Genomic DNA, 19607 nt, shown 5'->3' on the forward strand with positions numbered 1-19607 from the left:
CTTGCCAAAACAGAGCCAATCACGAAAAGTGGCCTTATGAGGTTTTTGTCAGCGATGCAGGTGGCCAGGCTCGTCGACGTCGATCCGGCCGCCCGGCCGTACTACCGGGCGCTGGCCGACGCAGTCCGCGCGCTGATCATGGACGGCCAGATCCCGGTACGCGTCCGCATGCCGGCCGAACGCCACCTGGCCGAGACGCTGAAGGTCAGCCGCACCACCGTGACCTCGGCCTACGACCTGCTGCGCGAACGAGGCTACCTGGAGAGCAGGCAGGGCTCGGGCAGCTGGACCGCGCTGCCCGACCCGGCCATGGCCGCCGACAACCCGTGGCTGTCCACCGGCGGCGACGGCCTGACCCAGCTGCACTGCGCCGCGCCGCCCGCGCCTGCCGTGCTGCGCGAGGTGATGCTGGAGGCGGTCGACGACCTGCCCAGATACGGCATGGGCAACGGCTACGACCCGATGGGCCTGCCGGTGCTCAGGGAACGTATCGCCGCTCACTACACCGCGCGCGGCCTGGCCACCACGCCCGAGCAGATCCTCGTCACCACCGGCTCGCAGCACGCCATCCAGCTCGTGCTCGGCCTGCTGATCGGGCCCGGCGACCCGGTGCTGGTGGAGTCGCCGACCTACCCGCACGCCATCGACGTCGCACGCCAGCGCGGCGCGAAGATCGTGCCCGTCGGCATCTCGCACGAGGGCTGGCAGGCCGACCTGGTCTCCTGCGCCATGCGGCAGTCCGCGGCCCGCCTGGCGTACCTGATGCCCGACTTCCAGAACCCCACGGGCGCCCTCATGGACGACGCCACCCGCGCCGCCATCACCGGCGCCGCCCGGCGCGCCGACACGCTGCTGCTCATCGACGAGACCTGGAGCGAACTGGCGCTGGAGGAGGTGCCGCGCACCGCCGCGATGGCCGCCTTCGACACCGACAGCCGGGTCATCAGCGTCGGCTCGGCGTCGAAGCTGTGGTGGGGCGGCCTGCGCATCGGCTGGATCCGCACCACCGCCGCGCTGGCCCGCCGCCTTGCCGTGCACCGCTCCGCCGTCGACATCGCCAGCCCGGTGCTGGAACAGCTCGTGGTCGCGCGCCTGTTCGACCGCCTGGAGGAGACCAGGGCCGAGCGCCGCCGCACCCTGCGCGCCTCGCGCGACGCGCTGGTCGCCGCGCTGCGCACGCACCTGCCCGAGTGGACGTTCACGATCCCGCGCGGCGGCGGCACGCTCTGGGTCCGCCTGGACGGCCCCGGCGCCACCCCGCTCGCCGAGGCCGCGGCCGGCCACGGGGTACGCCTCGCGCCCGGCCCCTGGTTCGGCCTGGAGGGCACGCTGGAGGGTTACCTGCGGCTGCCGTACACGCAGCCGCCCCAGGTCCTGGCCGAGGCGGTGGAGCGCATCGCCACGGCCAGGCGGCTCGGCCCGGTGCCCGGACTGCGTCCGCCGGAGCCGCTGATCCCGATGGTGTGAGCCAGGGCGCGCCGCGGGCTCATTCGGTGAGCCCGCGGGCCAGCGGCGCGCGCCAGTTGCGGCGCATGGCGGCCAGGCGCAGCCCGAAGGCCAGCACGGCGGCGGCCAGCGTGGCCGGCCAGCCGTGCAGCCCGAACGCCGACGACAACCAGGCCATCACGGCCGAGCCGAGCGTGGCGGGGACGGCGTAGAGCTGCCGGTCGTAGAGCAGCGTCGGGATCTCTCCGGCCAGGATGTCGCGCAGCATGCCGCCGCCGACCGCCGTGGTGACGCCGAGCAGCGTGGCGTGCAGCGGGCTCAGCCCGTAGTCGAGCGCCTTCTCGGTGCCGACCGCGCAGAACAGGCCGAGCCCGGCCGCGTCCAGCACCAGGATGGCCGGCATCACCCTGGCCACGTGCGGATGCCAGAAGAAGACGATCACCGTCGCGACCACCGGCACCAGGACGTAGCCCAGGCTCTGGAACGCGGCGGGCCGGACGTTGAGAATCAGGTCGCGCACGATGCCGCCGCCGAGCGCGGTGATCTCGGCGAGCACCGCCATCCCGACCACGTCGAGCCGTTTGCGTACGCCCATGAGCGCGCCGGACAGAGCGAAGACGAAGATGCCGACGAGGTCGAGGAGTTCAGACACGGAAGATTTTTACCGGATGGGCGGCATCGGGTGTTCGGGGGCGTGGTGCTCGGCCATCATCACCCGCAGCTTGCGGGTGAACATGAACAGCGCGAGCCCGGCCACCACCGCCATCGCGGCCAGCAGCAGGTAGTACATCGGCTCCGAAAGCACCGTGTTGAGCCGCCCGGTCTGCCCGCCGACCGCGTCGCCCACCGCCACCGCGATGAACCAGACGCCCAGCATCTGCCCCTTGAACGCCTGCGGCGCCAGCTTGGTGGTGACCGAGAGCCCCACCGGGCTCAGCGCCAGCTCGCCGAACACCTGGATCAGATAGACCAGCACCAGCCACCAGACCGACACCTTGCCGCCCTGCGCCAGGTTCGCCGCGATCGCCATGACCACGAAGCTCAGCGCCACCATGATCAGCGCGAAGCCGAACTTCTGCGGCGTGCTCACCCGGTTGCCCAGCTTCACCCACAACCAGGCGAAGACCGGCACGAAGATCATGATGAACAGCGGGTTGAACGACTGGGTGGTGGCGGGCGTGATGGTCAGGCCGAACAGGTTCAGCTCGGTGTGGTTCTTGGCGAAGAAGAGCAGCTTGCTGGGCGCCAGGTCGTAGATCATCCAGAAGATCGCGGCGGCGATGAACAGCCAGATGTAGGCCTTCATCTTGATCCGCTCGTCCTCGGTGAGATCGTGGCTGCCCCTGAGCACGAACGTGAAGTAGGCGATGGGCACGATCAGGATGATCACCGTCAGGACCAGCGTCAGCGCGTCGATCGTGATCGTGCCGAGCAGCGCCCACAGCCCGAGCCCGATCGCCGCGATCGCCACGCCGAGCACCAGCAGCCGGGTGAAGTGCCTGCGCTCCAGCTGCGTCAGCCGCAGGTTCGGCGCCTCGCCGGCGCCGTGGAAGTTCTTGCGGCCCAGGGCGTACTGGATCAGGCCCAGCGCCATGCCGACCGCGGCCGCGCCGAAGCCCAGGTGCCAGCGGTCGCCGTCGGCCAGCCAGCCCACCACCAGCGGCGCGATGAACGCGCCCAGGTTGATGCCGAGGTAGAACAGCGAGAACCCGGCGTCTCTGCGGCCGTCGTCCTCGGCCGGGTAGAGCTTGCCGACCATGACCGAGATGTTCGGCTTGAGCAGGCCGGTGCCGACGATGATCAGGCCCAGCCCGAGCCAGATGAAGAACGCGCCGCGCACCGGGATCGCCATGCTGATGTGGCCGCACATGATGACGAAGCCGCCCCACAGCACCGAGCGGCGCGCGCCGAGAATGCGGTCGGCGACCCAGCCGCCGGGCAGCGCCACCAGGTAGATCAGCGCGCCGTAGACGCCGACGACGGCCTGCGCGGTCGTCTCGGTCATGCCCAGGCCCTGCTGGGCGGGGGAGGCGGCCATGAACGTGGCCAGGATGGCCCGCAGCCCGTACCAGCTGAACCGCTCCCACATCTCGGTGCCGAACAGCGTGGCCAGGCCCCACGGGTGGCCGAAGAACGTCCTGCCGCCGCCGTTGTTCATGCGTACCCCCCGACGACACGAAGTGCGATGGAATCATCACTCTACGTGAAACTTGTCGTATACGATCCGCTGGGGCGTGCCGCTACCCGTGCGCCGGGCGGTGATGCGCGGTTTTGCCAATCGGGGCGTGTGTCGGGGTCCTGGTCATTACCGGGTGGTTCCTACCGTCTCGATCATGACCGGAAGACTTCTTCTCGTCTCGCTCGCGGCAGGCTCGCTCACGGCGCCCGTGCCTGCGCCTCCCGCCGCGACCGAGCTCGCCATCCGCCAAATCACCGTACGACCGGCGAGTCCCGTGGTCGGGGCGGATTCCTCGGTGCGGCTGGTGATCGACGTGATCGCCAGGGGAGTGCAGGGCAAGAACGGCGTCACCGTGAAGGTGGAGCCGGGCGCCCCGCCCGGGCCGGTGCTCCAGCCGCCGCAGGACCCGCAGGTGCCGCAGGACCCGCAAGTTCCGCAGGACCCGCAGATTCCGGAGGTTCCGCAGGACCCGCAGGTGCCGCCGCAGGACCCTCGGGTTTCGCAGGATCCGCAGGTGCCGCCGCATGACCCGCAGGTTCCGCACGACCCGCGCGTTTCGCAGGACCCGCAGGGCCCGGAGAGCCCGCAGGATCCGCAGGTTCCGGTGCCGATTCCGGTGGGGCCCGCGGTTCCGTCGCCCCCTGGGGCGTCCGGAGCGCCGTCGCCTGAACCGCCGGGCGGGCCGTCGCCGCTGCCGTCCCCTGAGCCGTTCCCCGAACCGTCGTCGGAGCCGTCGTCTGAGCCCTCGTTCGGGCCGTCGCCTGAGCCGTCCACTGGGCCGTCGCCCGCGCTGTCGCCGTTGTTGCCGCCCGAGCCGACGGATGAGCCGTCGCCCGGCCCGGCGCCCGACCCCTCAGGGATGCCATCGGGGGTGCCGTCCGGGATGCCGTCTGGGGCGCCGTCGCCTGAGCCGTCCGGGTTCCCGTCCTGGCCGGCTCCCGGCGCGCCGTCAGAGGCGCCATCCGGTACGGCCCCGGGCGGTGTGCCCGGAGGCGCCGCGCCGCCGCCGGTGTCGTCGGCGCCGGGGCAGGCGGGTCCGGGCCTCGGAACCGTCCCGCCGAAGCTGGTGTTCCGGCTGGGCGGCCCGCTCCCGCTCAGGATGACCGACGGCTGGCAGACGTGGCGTTTCCTGCCGGACAAGAAGCTCACCCGCTTCTACCCGGCCGGCACCTGGACCGTCACCGCCACCGCCAGGGGCGCGAACGGCGCCACCGTCACCGAGTACGCCTCGTTCCAGCTCAAGAGGAGCACCCGGCTGTCGTCCGTGCGGGTGGAGAAGGCCGCGGGCGGCGTACGGGTGCGCGGCTCGCTGCGCCGGGTCGACCCGGGCGGATACATCGACTTCGGCCCGTTCGGAAAGCAGAAGCTGGAAATCCTGTGGCGTCCGGACGCCACCGCCGAGTGGCAGCGGGCCGGTTCGGCGACCACCGACGCGGCCGGTTCCTTCGTCGGCCGGGTACAGGACCGGGCCGGCGGCCAGTGGCGCATCCGCTATCCCGGAACAGGACACTACGCCACAGACACATCGAAAGTCCTACAAATGGCCAGATAAGGCCACAAATAAATATAAATGCGCATCATGAATAGTGCCGTTGCCGAATTGTGATCAGCATCGTGCCAACTTTTCTTTACCCTTACGCGTCATTAAGCGTTGACATGCTCCGCTTTGGAGCCTGTCCGGACGGGGAAGGATCTTCTTTTCATGATGCGACGACTCGCCGCCGGAGTGGCGGCGGCCGCCCTCGGCGCCACCATGGTCGCCACCGCCGCCTCGCCGGCGCTGGCAGACCCCGATCCCGACTGGGTCGGCGGCAACACCAGCCTGCAGTTCGACGCCAACCCTGAGCCCGCCTGGCGCGGCAAGCCGATCACGCTCGAGGGCAAGCTGTCGGTGCAGTGCGACGAGGACTACATCAGCGGCTTCGTCTCGGTGCACCACGCCGACTACTGCAAGGACAACGAGCGCTGGCACCGTCTGGGCTGGAAGCGCCTGGTGGTCCTGTTCCAGGCCGACGGCAGTGGCAGGTGGGAGCACGTCGAGACCATCAAGACCAGCCGCAGGGGCTACTTCCACACCCGCGTGCCCGCTTACACCTCGGGCACTTTCCGCGTGGTCTTCGAGGGCAGCCGTTACCTGGCTCCCTCCGAGGCCAAGGACTGGGTGAAGGTCGTCGGCCGCCACTAGTCACACCCTCCGGTCCCCGGACCGGATCGGACGCACCATCGGACGCCCGGCCCGCGCGGCCGGGCGTCCGGCATGTCCGGCCCCTCGTGCCCGGCCCCTCGTGCCCGGCCCCTCGTGCCCGGCCCCTCGCGACTGGCCCGGTGCCCGGCCTCCTGTGGCTGGCCCCCGCGTGCGGCCTCAGTACGCCACGGCGACCTGGGCGCGGTGATGCGCGGGGCGGTCGATCTCGTCCAGCACGGCCACCGCCAGATCCGCGTACGAGAACGCCGGCGTCCCCTCATCGGACGGCACCACCTGCCCGCCGCCGATCCTGAACCGCCTGGTGGCGTCGGCGTCGGCGTCCAGGAACACCGGCGGCGGCGCGAGCACCAGCCAGTCCAGCCCGCTGCCGGCCAGCACCTCCAGCTGGGCGACATGCCCGAGCGAGAACGTGCGGGCGTCGGCGGGGAAGTCCGGCGTGTCGATGACCCGTACGCCCGGCGAGACCTCCAGCAGCGAACCGATGCCCACCGCCACCAGCCGCGCCACGCCGGCCCGCGGCAGCCCCTCGGCCAGCGCCACGGACGCCGCCCGGTAGAACTCCTCGGCCGGCAGGTCGAGCCTGGCCGCCGCCTGCACGGCCGCGTCGTGCCCGGCCGCCACCTCTGCCACCGACCCTGCGTCGGTCACGTCACCGGCGACCACACGCACCTTGTCGCCCAGATCCGGATACCGCCCCGGATCGCGTACCACCGCGGTCACCTCGTGACCCCGCGCCACCGCCTCCTCGACCACCCGGCGCCCGGCCCTGCCGCCCGCGCCGAAGATCACGATCCTGCTCATCACGCATCACTCCCGTCCAGCCCGGCCACCGGACGTCCCGGCGACCGAGCCCGACGGTAGGACGAAGGGGGTCACTTCCCGCAACGATAGTCACCGACACCAGCCACTCACGGGAGCCGCCAACGCCAGCCACCCCCAGGAGGCGCCCACGGGAGGCATCCACGGGAGGCGCCCAGGGGAGGCGCCGACGCCCAGGCCACCGACGACGGTCACGATGACGACCTACGATCTACGATGGTCGCCATGGAGCCACTCGATCCGGACATGTTCGCCGACTGCCCGCCGGGGCTCCCGCCCATCCGCGTCGGCGACAAGTGGACCGCGAAGATCATCCGCTGCCTGGAGTCAGGCCCGCGCCGCTTCACCGAACTCCAGCGGCCACTGCGCGGCATCACCCCGAAGGTGCTCACCGAGTCGCTGCGGGCCATGGAACGCGACGGCCTGCTCACCCGTACCGCCTACGACGAGATCCCGCCGCGCGTCGAGTACGAGCTGACGCCGCTCGGCCGCAGCCTGCTCGAACCGATGGAAGCCAGCTGCAACTGGAACAGACGCCACCTCGGCGAGCTGCTGCGCGCCCGCGACTCCTGGTACGCCGGAATCGACGACGCCGGAACCGTCCAGGCCGGAATCGTTCACGCCGAGACGGTCCACGCCGGAACCGCCCACGCGGGGACCGACGCGCGCGCCACGGCCGAGTCACAGCCCAGTCGCTGACGGCCCGGCCGGCCCGGTCGACCGGCGCTCAGCCCTTGCAGATCGGCGCTCAGCCCTTGTAGTTGAACACCTGCCTGAGCGTGTGCTGCACCTTGACCAGGTCCTTCTGGTCCTCCATCACCTGGTCGATCGACTTGTAGGCGTCCGGGTGCTCGTCCACCAGCGCGGCCGCCCGATCCTTGTTCCAGGTCCGCCCGCGCATCACCTCACGCAGCGACGCCGCAGAGAGCTGCTTCTTGGCCTTGGTACGCGACATCCGCCGCCCCGCCCCGTGCGCGCACGAGTTGTACGACTCGGGGTTCCCCCGCCCGCTCACGATGTATGACTGCGCCCCCATGGACCCCGGGATCACGCCCTCGTCCCCGCGGTCGGCCTTGATCGCGCCCTTGCGGGTGATCCACAGGTCCTTGCCGTGATGCGTCTCGAGCTGGGTGAAGTTGTGGTGGCAGTTGATGGTGCGTACCCGCTCACCGGTGCCGACGACCAAGAACAACGCGCTGACCAGCGCCCTGTCCATGCGCGCCCGCGAGGCCATCGCGTAGTGCTGCGACCACAGCATGTCCTCGATGTACGCCTCGAACTCGGGCGAACCCTGCACCAGGTAGGCCAGGTCCGGGTCCTCCAGCCCGACCTCCTGACGCCGCATCAGCTTCTTGGCGTCGGTGATGTGCTTGGTGGCGAGCTGGTTGCCGATGCCGCGCGAACCTGAGTGCAGCACCGTCCAGACCCGGTCGCGCTCGTCCAGGCAGACCTCCACGAAGTGGTTGCCCGAGCCGAGCGTGCCGAACTGGGTGGCGACCTTCTCCTCCTGCCGGGGCGTCAGCTCCGTGTGCGGCCGGCCGAGGTCGCGCAGCGCGCGGTCCACCGCCGGGTCCTCGTGCCCCTTGCCGACGCCGGCCGGGATGCGCCGCTCGACCAGCGGCATCAGCGCGTCGAGCGTGTCGGGCAGGTCGGCCGCGGTCAGCGTGGTCTCGGTCGCGACCATGCCGCAGCCGATGTCGACGCCCACCGCGGACGGGATGATCGCGCCCTCGGTGGGGATCACGGAGCCGACCGTGGCGCCGATTCCCACGTGCGCGTCGGGCATGAGAGCGACGTGTCCGGACACGATGGGCAGGCGGGCGGCACGCGCGGCCTGCTCGATCGTGCCTTCGTCGATCTCGCTGGCCCACGACAGCAGGTTCGGTGCGGGCTGGTACGGCATGGGTGGTTTCTCCTCACTCGTTCGAGATCCAGTCTGCCCGGACCGGTCCGGAAAACCCCACTCATTTACGCCCGCCACCCGGGCCCCGCCGCTCTTGGGTGATTCCACAAGGAATCGATCTACGGGAGGCCGTGTTGTTGTGGGGAGGTGAGGTGATTTTGAGTACCCGCCGATGGGCGTCGTAGTCTGGCCACCTGGCGAGAGAAAAGGAGGTGACGCCCCATGTTGCGAGACTCGTTCGGACGGGTGGCGACGGATCTTCGGGTGTCCCTCACGGACAAGTGCAACCTGCGCTGCACGTACTGCATGCCGCCCGAGGGCCTCGACTGGCTGCCGAACGCGCAACTGCTGACCGCCGACGAGATCGTCCGGCTGGTCACCATCGGGGTCGAGCAGCTCGGCATCACCGAGGTGCGCTACACCGGCGGCGAACCCCTGCTGCGGCGCGAGCTGGTCGACATCGTCGCCCGCACCACCGCGCTGCGGCCCAGGCCGCAGGTGTCGCTGACCACCAACGGCATCGGCCTGGCCCGGCTGGCCGAGCCGCTGGCCGCCGCCGGTCTCGACCGGGTCAACGTCTCGCTCGACACGCTCGATCCGGCCGCGTTCAAGCGGCTCGCGCACCGCGACAGGCACGCCGACGTCATCGCCGGCCTGGCCGCCGCAGACGCCGCCGGGCTGCGTCCGGTGAAGGTCAACGCGGTGCTGATGCGTGGCGTCAACGAGCACGAGGCGGTGCCGCTGCTGCGCTTCTGTCTCGACCACGGCTACGAGCTGCGCTTCATCGAGCAGATGCCGCTCGACGCCCAGCACGGCTGGAGCCGCGACACCATGGTCACCGCCGACGAGATCCTCGACCTGCTGTCGGCCTCCTTCGACCTCAGCGCCGACGACCTGGAGGAGCGCGGCAGCGCCCCGGCCGAGCGGTTCCTGGTCGACGGCGGCCCGGCCAGGGTCGGCGTGATCGGCTCGGTGACGCGGCCGTTCTGCGGCGCCTGCGACCGCGTCCGGCTGACCGCCGACGGCCAGGTGCGCAACTGCCTGTTCGCCACGGAGGAGTCCGACCTGAAGAGCGCCATGCGCGCGGGCGCGACGGACGCGGAACTGGCCGAGCGCTGGCTGACCGCCGTCGCCCGCAAGCGCGCCGGCCACGGCATCGACGACCCGTCCTTCCTCCAACCGGCCCGCCCCATGTCCGCCATCGGCGGCTGACCGCGGTTCTCGGCGGGACGCGGCGGACTGCGGCTTGTTGCGGGACGCAGCCTCCTGCGGCTGACCACAGCTCGTGGCAGGACGCGGCCGATTCCGGCTTGCCGCGGCGAGTGACTGCGGCGGGACGCGGCGGACCGCGGATCGCGGTCGGCAACGGCTGACCACGGTTCGCGGTGGGACGGGGCTGACTACGGCTGATCCCGGCAGGCAGCGGCCTTGGCTGTTCGGCAGCGCCACGGACCTGACCCCAGGCGCCCCGCGAGGAGATCCGCCGCCGCTGGGCGCCGCCCAGGCCCCGAGCCCGTCGGGGGGAAGACCGCGAGAACCGGGCCGCCACCCCGGTCGCCGCCCGCAGCCGCACCCGGCCAGGGCGTCGGTCCCGCGGTCCGCGGGGAGCGGCGCTCCAGGCGGCGCTCAGCGAGCCCAGCCACGACGAGGCGGTCCGAGACGCGCCGCATCACCCCCGGCATGGCGCGGTCGCTCCACGGCCTTCCACACGCTCGCCGCGGCCCCGGAGCCACGAGCACGAGCGCAGTGGAGTACGGGCAGGAGTCGCGGATCCCTCGAACGGGACGTCGCTCCCGGGCGCGGGCATGAGTCGCGGCCCCTGAACGGCGCCCCGAAACGCGCTCCCGAGTACGGGCAGGAGTCGCGGATGCCCGGATCGGGTCGTCGCTCCCGGGACGGCGCAGGTGAGCCGCATCGGCTTCCGGCACGCCAATGGCGGGGGCGCGGCCCGGAGCCAGGCGCGCATCGCGGTGGCGATCGGCCGGAACGGCTTGCCACCCCCGTAGCACCGCAATCCGGAGTCCTCAGACGAACGGCATCATGCGAACGCGGCGAACGGCACCATGCGAAGGGGCATCACGCGAAGGGGCGTCGGGCGAATGGGCGTCGGGCGAATGGGCACCGGGCGAATGGCACCGGCGAAGGGGGCGCCAAGCGAACGGCCGCCGGTGTCGGTGCGTACGGTGGGATGGTGCGCGAGGAATACGACGCGGTGATCCTGGCTGGTGGCGCGGCCAGGCGGCTGGGTGGCGTCGACAAGCCGGGGCTGGCCGTCGGCGGAAAGACGCTGGTAGGCACCGTGGTGGCGGCCTCGTCCGGAGCCCGGCGGGTGATCGTGGTGGGCCCCGAGCGTGACCTGTCCGGGGTGGTCTTCGTCCGCGAGGACCCGCCGCGCGGCGGCCCGGTGCCCGCGCTGGCCGCCGGACTCGACCAGGTCACCGCACCCAGGGTCCTGCTGCTGGCCGGTGACCTGCCCTTCCTGACCACCGCCCACGTCGAAACCCTGATCGCGACGCACGACCAACCCGGTGGCCCCAGCCCCAGCCGCGACACCGGACCCAGCCGCGGCACTGGCACCGGCACTGGCATCGGCACTGGCACTGGCACTGGCATCGGTCACGGCCCCGCTCCCAGTCCGGCTCCCGGCCCAGGTCCGGCTCCCGGCCCAGGTCCGGCTCCCGGCTCGGGTCCCGACAACGGTCCCGGTCCCGGTCCTGGTCCCGGCCCTGGTCCTGGTCCCGGCCCCGGTCCCGGTCTCGGCAATGGTTCCGGTCCTGGCAACGGCACCGCTGGCAGCAGCACCGCCAGCGGCACCGTTGTGGTGGATGCCTTGGGGCGTGAGCAGTGGTTGTTCGGTATCTGGGACACGGCGCGGCTGCGTGCGGCGCTCAGCCGGTACGACGGGCGTTCCCTGCGCGGCCTGCTGGCCCCGCTGGTGACCCGGCGGCTGAGCCTGCCGGGCCGCCCGTGGTTCGACTGCGACACAATGGACGATCTGGAGGAGGCTCGCATGAACGTGCTGAACGAGTGGACCGCGCTGGTCTGCAAGGAACTGGGCATCGACCCGGCGCGGGTGGACCGTGACCTGATCCTGGACCTGACCAAGGAAGTGGCCCACGGGGTGGCCAGGCCGGCCGCGCCCCTGACGGCGTACCTGCTCGGGCTGGCCCAGGGCGCCGGCACCGCGCCGGACGACGCGGTCGCGCGGCTGACCACGTTGGCGAAGAACTGGGGTGAAGCGACCGCTGAGACGCTGACAGACAGTTGACACTCGAACGAACTCTTGAAGTCAACTCCGCCGAACCTGAAGATTTCCTGAGAATGTCGGGAGTCGGCGGGGTGTAAACGATTTCGGGAAAGCGGCCCTATCCAACTTGCGGCGGCTATCGGACGGATCGTCCAAGACAGCGATTTTCCCAGGAAAAGGGCGACGCCGGGTGGTTACGGGGGCAAACCACCCGGCGTCGCTTCATCGGCGTTCCGACGGGGGCCCGGAACGCCGGCACCAGCACTCCGACGGGGGACCGGAGCGCTTGGCTAAAGCGTACACCTACAACCCGTGGGATGCGTCAAGACTTAGTCACGACCCGATCTCGCGTCGATGCAGCGGTATCTCGGTTTGGTTAGCCTCAGGGCTCTGAAAGGTAGGTGGCGGGGCGTCCTCGCTGCGCTGATTGGCCCCGATTACCGCTATGTATGGCAAAAAGACGGCACCGGCGATGAACAGCAGCCGGTACGGCCACGGCACGGGCACCACCACGGCCAGGATCAGGCACAGCGTGCGGATGCCCATCTTGATGAGGTAACTGATCTCGCGCCGCTTGATGTCGTCGGTCAGTGAGGGCTTGGCGTCCGTGACCTGGTGGACGTCCTGTCTTCTACGCCACCTCTTCATACCTTCCACCGTAGACCTACGTTGGGCGGGGTGCGACGGCGCACCCGGGCGGCGGCGGGGGTCATGCGATCATGGCCTTCGAGTAAGGAGGAGAGGGAGATGACAGATCGAACGTATCGGGTGACCGAGATAGTCGGCACATCGGGGGAGAGTGTCGATCAAGCCATCAAGAACGGGATCAGAAGGGCCTCCCAGACCCTGCGCCACCTCGACTGGTTCGAGGTGACCGAGGTGCGCGGGCACATCGAGGACGGGGAGATCGCCCACTACCAGGTCGGCATGAAGGTGGGCTTCCGGCTCGAAGACACCTGACCCCGCCCGGCGGTCCCTGACAAGGCCCCTGCCCAGTAGCCCCTGTCAGGGCCCGCCCAGCGGCCCCTGCGACCGGCCTCGGCCGGGCCTCGGCCGGGCCTCGGCCGGGCGGGCCACGCCCCATCGCGGGCCGCCCCGCCCGGCATGGCGCCTGAGGGAGCCGGGCGTGGTGCCTGAGGGAGCCGGGCCTGGTGCCTGAGGGAGCCGGGCGTGGCGCCCGAAGGAGCCGGGCGTGGCGCCTGAAAGGGTCGGGCGCGGCGCCTGAAGGGGTCGGGGGTGCGGTGAGGGTCACGGTTTTGTGTGAAACGTGACACGGCGGGCGTCCTGAGGGGAGACTGCCTAGCATGCGGACCCGTACTGTGGCGTTGTCACTGGCGCTGGCCCTGTGCGCGGCGTGCACGGCGTGCGCGTCCGAGGCCGCGAGCGGCCCGCGGACGGGCTCGGGCGCCGTCCAGGAGGTCCAGCAGGGGCGGGAGCCCGCCCAGCAGGCCAGGCAGCCCCTCAGCCAGACCGCGCAGGACGTCGACCGCACCACCGCCAGCCTTCGCCGGCTGGACGACCTGCCGCTGTACGAGATGACCTACCACGGCGACTACGACGCCGAGGCCCCGCTCACCAAGGAGGAACTGGCCCGCCCGGCCGACGGCTGGGCCTGCTCGCTGTTCGCCCGCGGCACCGAGTTCGGCAGGAACTTCGACTGGCAGCCCAACCCGGCCATGGTCGTCCACGCCGATCCGCCCGACGGCTACGCGTCCATGTCGCTGGTCGACGTCTCGTACCTGCTTGACGGCGCCCGCCCGGCCGATCTGCGGGATCCCGGCGACAGGCGCAGGCTGGCGCACGCGGTGCTGGCGCCGTTCGACGGCGTCAACGAGAAGGGCCTGGCCATCGGGCTGGCCGCGGCCCCCGACGCCGAGCTGCCGGCCAAGGACCCGGGCAAGGTCACGGTCACCGGCGTGCGGGTCATCAGGCTGATGCTCGACCAGGCCGCCACCGTCGATGAGGCGGTCGCGGTGATGCGCCGCTACAACGTCGAGTTCCCCGACGGGGTCGAGCTGCACTACCTGATCGCCGACCGGTCGGGCCGGTCGGTGGTCGTGGAGTACGGCCAGGGCCGGCTGAACGTGATCGACGACCGGTTCCTCACCAACATCACGATGACCGGCGCCGACCGCGACACCAAGATGGCCGACACCCGGTACTCCATCCTCGCGCGCGGCGCCGCCGATGCGAAGGCGTTCGACCTGCTCCAGCGGGTGGCCCAGCCGCACACCCGCTGGAGCGTGGTCTACGACCTCGAATCGGGCACCGCCCGCGTGGTCACCGCCCAGCGCTGGGACAAGGTGCTCACCCTGCCCAGCGCCGAGGCGGTGCGCCACGGCGCCCGCGCCAGGCTCGTCTCACCCGGCTGACCCCGCGGGCCCGCGGAACCCCGGGTCGGCTCACCCCGCTCGACCGAGCGGACCCGTGTCAGCTCGCCTGGCTGACCGTGGACATGTTGAAGTCGGGCACCCGCACCGCCGGCATCACCGTGCGCTGGAAGTAGTCGTTCCACTCGCGCGGCAGCGTCCGCTCGCTCGCCCCCACCTCGCTGACGCGCCCGAGCAGGTCGATCGGGCTCTCGTTGAACCTGAAGTTGTTCACCTCGCCCACGACCTCGCCGTGCTCGACCAGGTAGACCCCGTCGCGGGTCAGCCCGGTCACCAGCAGGGTCTGCGGGTCGACCTCGCGGATGTACCACAGGCAGGTGACCAGCAGGCCGCGCTCGGTCGAGGCGATCATCTCCTCCAGCGAGCGCCCGCCGGCCGGCCCGGTCATGATCAGGTTGTCGATGCCGGGGGTCGCGTCGAGCCCGCTGAGTTCGGCCGAGTAGCGGGTCTGCAGCAGCGAGCGCAGGGTGCCCGCGCTGATCCAGTCGGTGGCGGCGAGCGGCAGCCCGTTGTCGAACACCGAGCTGTCGCGGCCGGAGGCGTGCGCGGTGACGAACGGCGCGCACGCGATGCCCGCGGCGGCCGGGTCGCTGGACAGCGTGATCGGCAGCGTGGCCAGCTGCTCGCCCACCCGGGTGCCGCCGCCGGGCTTGGCGTAGACCGAACGCCCGTCGAGCGCGTCGCGCGCGCCCGACGACCAGAACGCGTAGATCATCAGGTCGGCCACCGCGCTCGGCGGCAGCAGCGTCTCGTAGCGGCCGGCGGGCAGGTCGACCCGCGTCTTGGCCCATTCGAGCCGCTGCGCCAGCCCGGCGTCGAGCGCGGCCACGTCGACGTCGGTGAAGTCCTCGGTGGACACGCCGGTCCAGGCCGAGCGCTTCATGTCGCCGGACTTGGCGTTCAGCTCCAGCTTGCCCGTCGGCTGGTCGTGCCGCAGCCGCAGCCCGGTGGACGTGCCCAGGAACGTCGTGGTGAGCGAGTGCTCGGCGAAGCCGTACAGCTTCCTGCCGCCGGACTCGGCGGCGGCGAACGCCTCGCCCAGCGCGGGCGCGAACCCCTCGAACACCCCGATGTCGGTGGGCCGCACCTCCTCGCCCCACGACGGCGAGGCGGGCACGCCCTCGACGAGCGCGCGGGCGTCCTCGGCGGGCTGGGCGTCGCGCGCGGCCTGGTCGGCCGCGGCCACCACGTCGGCGAGCTGGTCGGGACGTACCGCCGCGCGGGACACGACGCCGACGCCCTGGCCCGCGATCGAGATCACGGTCAGCCGGGCGGACCGGGCGACGCCGTTGGTGGTGAGCGTGTTGCCCGCGAAACGCAGGTTCGCGGTGGAACCCTCGTCCACGAGCACCACGCAGCCGTCGGCCCGGCTGAGCTCCAGCGCCTTGTCGACCATCTCCTGCGGGTTACCGGTCTGGCTCACTTCCCGCCCTCCTGCACGGTGTTGAGAATCCTGACGCCCTTGAACAGCGCCGACGGGCAGCCGTGGCTGACCGGAGCGACCTGGCCCGGCTGGCCCTTGCCGCAGTTGAACGCGCCGCCCAGCACGTACGTTTCTGGGCCGCCGACGGCCTCCATCGACTGCCAGAAGTCGGTCGTGGTGGCCTGGTAGGCGAAGTCGCGCACCTGGCCGGCCAGCCGCCCGTTCTGGATCTTGTACGCCCGTTGACCAGTAAATTGAAAATTATAGCGCTGCATGTCGATCGACCAGCTCTTGTCGCCGACGATGAAGATCCCCCGCTCGACCCCGGAGATCAGCTCCTCGGTGGACGGCCCGCCGGGCGCGGGCGCGAGCGACACGTTCGCCATGCGCTGGATCGGCATGTGGCCGGGCGAGTCGGCGAACGCGCACCCGTTGGAGCGCCCGAACCCCTTCATCAGCGCCATCCGCCGGTCGAGCTGGTAGCCGACCAGGATGCCGTCCCTGACGATGTCGAAGCTCTGCCCCTGCACGCCCTCGTCGTCGAAGCCGATCGTGGCCAGGCCGTGGGTGACCGTGCGGTCGCCGGTGACGTTCATCAGCGGCGAGCCGTAGACCAGCTCGCCGAGCTGGTCGAAGGTGGCGAAGCTGGTGCCGGCGTAGGCCGCCTCGTAGCCCAGCGCCCGGTCCAGCTCGGTGGCGTGGCCGATCGACTCGTGGATGGTCAGCCACAGGTTGGACGGGTCGATCACCAGGTCGTAGTCGCCGGCCTCGACCGAAGGCGCGGCCAGCTTCTCGGCCAGCAGCTCGGGCAGCTGGGCCAGCTCGGCCTGCCAGTCCCAGCCGGTGCCGGTGAGGTATTCGTAGCCGCGGCCGACCGGCGGCGCGATGGTGGACATGTCGTCGAAGCCGCTCGCCGCCGCCTTCATCGCGTTCAGCGCGGGGTGCACGCGCACGCGCTGCTGCGTGGTGACCGTGCCGGCCGTGTCGGCGTAGAACTTCTGCTCCTTGACCTGCAGCAGTCGCGCCGAGACGTGGTCGGCGCCCTTGAGCAGCCCGGCCGACCACTCGGCCAGCAGGCTCACCTTCTCCGCCTGCGGCACCTCGAACGGGTCGACGTCGTAGGCCGACACCCACACCGCCTCGCCGTGCACCGGCTCGGGCGCCAGCTCGATGGGCTCGCGATTGATCGGCGCGCTCACCTCGGCCACCCGCACCGCCTGCTCGGCCACCTCGGCCGCGGCCTCGGGCGTCAGGACGATGCCCGCGGCGAACCCCCACGTGCCGCCCTTGACGACGCGGACGGCGTAGCCCAGGTCGTCGGCGTCCATGGCGCCTTCGAGCCGGGCGTCGTAGAGACTGAGTGTCTCGGCTCTGACGCGTTCGAGCCGGAAGTCGGCGTGCTCGGCGCCGAGGTCGCGAGCGCGCTGCAAGGCAGCGTCCGCGAGTCGCCTGAGCGGCAGCCGCAGGAAGTCGGGATCGATCTGGCGCATGTCCACGATCCTAGCGCCGTGATCTTGTGTCACCCGGACAAGCGGATACCGGCGGGTAGCAGATAGCGTCAGATGCCATGGCACGCTCTGTACTCGTAACCGGGGGCAATCGCGGCATAGGCCTCGCGATCGCCCGTGAACTCGCCGCGGCAGGCGACGCCGTCGCGGTCACCTACCGATCGGGGGAGCCGCCGGAGGGCCTGTTCGGCGTCCGCTGCGACGTCACCAGCATGGCCGACGTCGAGGCCGCCTTCGACAAGGTCGAGGCCGAGCACGGCCCGGTCGAGGTGCTCGTCTCCAACGCGGGCATCACCAAGGACACCCTGCTGGCCATGATGAAGGAAGACACCTTCACCGACGTCGTCGACGCCAACCTGACCGGCGCCTACCGCGTGGCCAAGCGGGCGATCAGGCCCATGATGAAGCTCAAGCGCGGGCGGATCGTCCTGGTCTCCTCCGTCATCGCCATGCTCGGCCAGGCGGGGCAGTCCAACTACGCCGCCTCCAAGGCCGGCCTCATCGGCTTCGCCCGCTCCCTGGCGCGCGAATACGGCTCGCGCAACATCATGGTCAACGTCGTCGCGCCCGGCTTCGTCGCCACCGACATGACGGCCGACCTCGACCAGGAGGCCATCGTCAAGAACATCCCTCTCGGGCGGCAGGCCTCGCCCGAGGAGGTCGCGCGGGTGGTCCGCTTCCTGGCGGGCGACGACGCCTCCTACATCACCGGGGCCGTGATCCCCGTCGACGGCGGACTTGGAATGGGGCACTGACGTGGGACTTCTCGAAGGCAAGCGGATCCTGGTGACCGGCGTGCTCACCGACGCGTCCATCGCGTTCTCGGTGGCCAAGCTGGCCCAGGAGGAGGGCGCCACGGTGGTGCTGACCGGGTTCGGCCGGCTCAGCCTGGTCGAGCGCATCGCCAGGCGGCTGCCCGCGCCCGCCCCGGTGCTCGAGCTCGACGTGCAGAACACCGAGCACCTCGACACGCTGGCGTCCCGGGTGGGCGAGCACGTCGACGGGCTCGACGGCGTCGTGCACTCGATCGGCTTCGCGCCGCAGACCGCGCTCGGCGGCAACTTCCTCAACACCTCGTGGGAAGACGTGGCCACCGCGCTGCAGATCTCCACGTACTCGTACAAGTCGCTGGCGGTGGCCTGCCTGCCGCTGATGAAGGAGGGCGGCTCGGTCGTCGGCCTCGACTTCGACGCCTCCAAGGCCTGGCCGGTCTACGACTGGATGGGCGTGGCCAAGGCCGGGCTCGAGTCCTGCAACCGCTACCTGGCCCGAGACCTGGGCAAGCAGAACATCCGGGTCAACCTGGTGGCGGCGGGGCCGCTGCGCACCATGGCGGCCAAGTCGATCCCGGGCTTCAAGGAGTTCGAGGACAGCTGGCCGGAGAAGGCGCCGCTCGGGTGGGACCTGGGCGACACGGTCCCGGCGGCGAAGGCGTGCGTGGCGCTGATGTCCGACTGGTTCCCCGCGACGACCGGCGAGATCGTGCACGTCGACGGCGGCGTCCACGCCATCGGCGGCTGACCGCCCGCACCACCTGACGCCGGCCGCCCGCACCTGACGCCGACCGCCCGCACCTGACGCCGAGACCGCCCGCACGGCCCCGAGAGGGTGGTCAGGCGAGGCGGTGGCGGCCGCTGCCGGCCCGGGCGGGCTCGAAGGGGATCGACTCGCTGGGCTCCTCGCGCTGGCGCCGCTGCTGCACGATGCGCGCGGCCAGCACCGCCGAGGCCAGCAGCGCGATGGTGAGGGCCGTGCCGAGCACGTCCGAGGCCGGCGGGCGGGCCCGCACGCGCTGGTCGTGCATGGGCACGCTGAGCTCGCGCGCGAACGGGTTGGGCCACAGCAGCTCCACCCGCGGCTCGTCGGGATCGGCGGTGGCGGGCCGCTCGCCGGTGCGCTCGGTGGGCATCGCGCGCGGCACCGGGTCGATGAGCTGCGGCCGGGCGGGCGGCCTGGCCGGGCTCGCGGTGGGCACGGCCGCGGCGTCGCGGCTGGGCCGGCCGCGCGTCGCGGGGGTCGCGGTCGGGGTCGGGGTCGGCGTCAGCGTCTTGAGCACGCTCTGGTCGCCGCAGGCCAGCACCGGCAGGCACACCTCGGGCAACGACTCGGGCAGCAGCGCGGAGGCGGTCGGCTGGGGTTTGCCGGTCTTGGCCGGCTTCGACGGGCCGGTCGTGGGCACCGCGTCGCCGACCGTGCCGAGCACGTCGTCGGCGGTCTCGTGCACCGTGTCCTCGGCGCCCTTGGTCTCGGGCTGCTTCTGGTCACCGCCGCCGGTGAGCTGCCCGACGGTCCCGGTGACGGTGCCGGTGACGCCGTCGAGCAGGTCGCACAGCCCGTTGGTCACGCCCGACAGCAGGCCCTTGCCGCCCGCGCAGTCGTCGGCAGCGGCGGACGGGGCCGCCATCGGAATCGCCGCCAGCGCCACCGCGAGTGCTCCGGTTGAGATCGCGGTCCTGGTCCCCATCCGTCCCCTCCTGCGTCGCTTC

At 71.5% G+C, this 19607-nt stretch carries 18 protein-coding genes; 10 read left to right on the plus strand and 8 right to left on the minus strand.

Going from position 1 to position 19607, the window contains the following annotated elements; translation table 11 throughout:
• Positions 1-36: 36 nt before the first annotated feature.
• Complete coding sequence (gene yczR / locus HII36_RS01000) at positions 37-1467, plus strand: MocR-like transcription factor YczR (RefSeq protein WP_173521082.1); 1431 nt, start codon at positions 37-39, stop codon at positions 1465-1467.
• A 19-nt stretch (positions 1468-1486) separates the two neighbouring features.
• Here the strand turns inward: yczR and HII36_RS01005 are convergent, their stop codons facing one another.
• Both HII36_RS01005 and HII36_RS01010 read right to left on the minus strand, forming a co-directional pair.
• A complete protein-coding gene (locus HII36_RS01005; RefSeq protein WP_173521083.1) occupies positions 1487-2098 on the minus strand; it encodes a trimeric intracellular cation channel family protein in 612 nt (203 codons plus the stop codon).
• Positions 2099-2107: 9 nt separating this feature from the next.
• Positions 2108-3604: a peptide MFS transporter gene (locus HII36_RS01010; RefSeq protein WP_173521084.1), complete on the minus strand. Its 1497-nt coding sequence runs from the start codon at positions 3602-3604 to the stop codon at positions 2108-2110.
• A 175-nt stretch (positions 3605-3779) separates the two neighbouring features.
• Between HII36_RS01010 and HII36_RS01015 the strand changes: the two genes are divergently transcribed.
• Both HII36_RS01015 and HII36_RS01020 read left to right on the plus strand, forming a co-directional pair.
• Positions 3780-5177 carry a hypothetical protein gene (locus HII36_RS01015; RefSeq protein ID WP_173521085.1) on the plus strand — a complete coding sequence of 466 codons (1398 nt, stop codon included), beginning with the start codon at positions 3780-3782 and terminating at the stop codon, positions 5175-5177.
• Positions 5178-5327: 150 nt separating this feature from the next.
• Positions 5328-5810, plus strand: coding sequence for a hypothetical protein (locus HII36_RS01020; RefSeq protein WP_173521086.1), 483 nt, complete (start codon positions 5328-5330; stop codon positions 5808-5810).
• Between the two features lie 177 nt (positions 5811-5987).
• Here the strand turns inward: HII36_RS01020 and HII36_RS01025 are convergent, their stop codons facing one another.
• Positions 5988-6632, minus strand: coding sequence for an NAD(P)-dependent oxidoreductase (locus HII36_RS01025; protein WP_173521087.1), 645 nt, complete (start codon positions 6630-6632; stop codon positions 5988-5990).
• 243 nt (positions 6633-6875) lie between these two features.
• Here HII36_RS01025 and HII36_RS01030 point away from each other — a divergent pair, with 243 nt between their 5' ends.
• A complete protein-coding gene (locus HII36_RS01030) occupies positions 6876-7349 on the plus strand; it encodes a winged helix-turn-helix transcriptional regulator (protein WP_328807540.1) in 474 nt (157 codons plus the stop codon).
• A 49-nt stretch (positions 7350-7398) separates the two neighbouring features.
• Here HII36_RS01030 and HII36_RS01035 read toward each other — a convergent pair whose 3' ends face one another.
• On the minus strand, positions 7399-8553 hold the full coding sequence (locus tag HII36_RS01035) for an RtcB family protein (RefSeq protein ID WP_173521088.1): 1155 nt from the start codon (positions 8551-8553) through the stop codon (positions 7399-7401).
• Positions 8554-8775: 222 nt separating this feature from the next.
• On the opposite strand from HII36_RS01035, the gene moaA reads away from it, so the two are divergent.
• Both moaA and HII36_RS58490 read left to right on the plus strand, forming a co-directional pair.
• The gene (gene moaA, locus HII36_RS01040; RefSeq protein ID WP_173521089.1) at positions 8776-9765 is read left to right on the plus strand and encodes a GTP 3',8-cyclase MoaA; all 990 of its coding nucleotides are present in this window, start codon (positions 8776-8778) and stop codon (positions 9763-9765) included.
• Between the two features lie 976 nt (positions 9766-10741).
• Positions 10742-11821, plus strand: a complete 1080-nt coding sequence (locus tag HII36_RS58490; protein ID WP_328807541.1) for an NTP transferase domain-containing protein — start codon at positions 10742-10744, stop codon at positions 11819-11821.
• Positions 11822-12133: 312 nt separating this feature from the next.
• On the opposite strand, the gene HII36_RS01055 is transcribed toward HII36_RS58490, so the two are convergent.
• Positions 12134-12448 (minus strand): DUF3099 domain-containing protein, encoded by a 315-nt coding sequence (locus tag HII36_RS01055; RefSeq protein WP_173521090.1) that lies wholly within the window; start codon positions 12446-12448, stop codon positions 12134-12136.
• 99 nt (positions 12449-12547) lie between these two features.
• Between HII36_RS01055 and HII36_RS01060 the strand changes: the two genes are divergently transcribed.
• Both HII36_RS01060 and HII36_RS01065 read left to right on the plus strand, forming a co-directional pair.
• Complete coding sequence (locus tag HII36_RS01060; protein WP_173521091.1) at positions 12548-12760, plus strand: dodecin; 213 nt, start codon at positions 12548-12550, stop codon at positions 12758-12760.
• Positions 12761-13104: 344 nt separating this feature from the next.
• A complete protein-coding gene (locus tag HII36_RS01065) occupies positions 13105-14172 on the plus strand; it encodes a linear amide C-N hydrolase (RefSeq protein WP_173521092.1) in 1068 nt (355 codons plus the stop codon).
• 58 nt (positions 14173-14230) lie between these two features.
• Here HII36_RS01065 and HII36_RS01070 read toward each other — a convergent pair whose 3' ends face one another.
• Together HII36_RS01070 and HII36_RS01075 are read right to left on the minus strand one after the other, a co-directional pair.
• Positions 14231-15586 carry a metallopeptidase TldD-related protein gene (locus HII36_RS01070; RefSeq protein WP_173521145.1) on the minus strand — a complete coding sequence of 452 codons (1356 nt, stop codon included), beginning with the start codon at positions 15584-15586 and terminating at the stop codon, positions 14231-14233.
• Between the two features lie 23 nt (positions 15587-15609).
• Complete coding sequence (locus tag HII36_RS01075) at positions 15610-17103, minus strand: TldD/PmbA family protein (RefSeq protein ID WP_173521093.1); 1494 nt, start codon at positions 17101-17103, stop codon at positions 15610-15612.
• Between the two features lie 77 nt (positions 17104-17180).
• On the opposite strand from HII36_RS01075, the gene fabG reads away from it, so the two are divergent.
• On the plus strand, positions 17181-17876 hold the full coding sequence (fabG, locus tag HII36_RS01080; RefSeq protein ID WP_173521094.1) for a 3-oxoacyl-ACP reductase FabG: 696 nt from the start codon (positions 17181-17183) through the stop codon (positions 17874-17876).
• Position 17877: 1 nt separating this feature from the next.
• Positions 17878-18642, plus strand: a complete 765-nt coding sequence (fabI, locus tag HII36_RS01085; protein WP_173521095.1) for an enoyl-ACP reductase FabI — start codon at positions 17878-17880, stop codon at positions 18640-18642.
• A 91-nt stretch (positions 18643-18733) separates the two neighbouring features.
• Here the strand turns inward: fabI and HII36_RS01090 are convergent, their stop codons facing one another.
• Positions 18734-19585, minus strand: coding sequence for a hypothetical protein (locus tag HII36_RS01090; protein WP_173521096.1), 852 nt, complete (start codon positions 19583-19585; stop codon positions 18734-18736).
• Positions 19586-19607: the final 22 nt, after the last annotated feature.

Origin of the sequence: Nonomuraea antri (genome assembly GCF_013283785.1) — a bacterium.
Classification (GTDB): Bacteria; Actinomycetota; Actinomycetes; order Streptosporangiales; family Streptosporangiaceae; genus Nonomuraea; species Nonomuraea antri.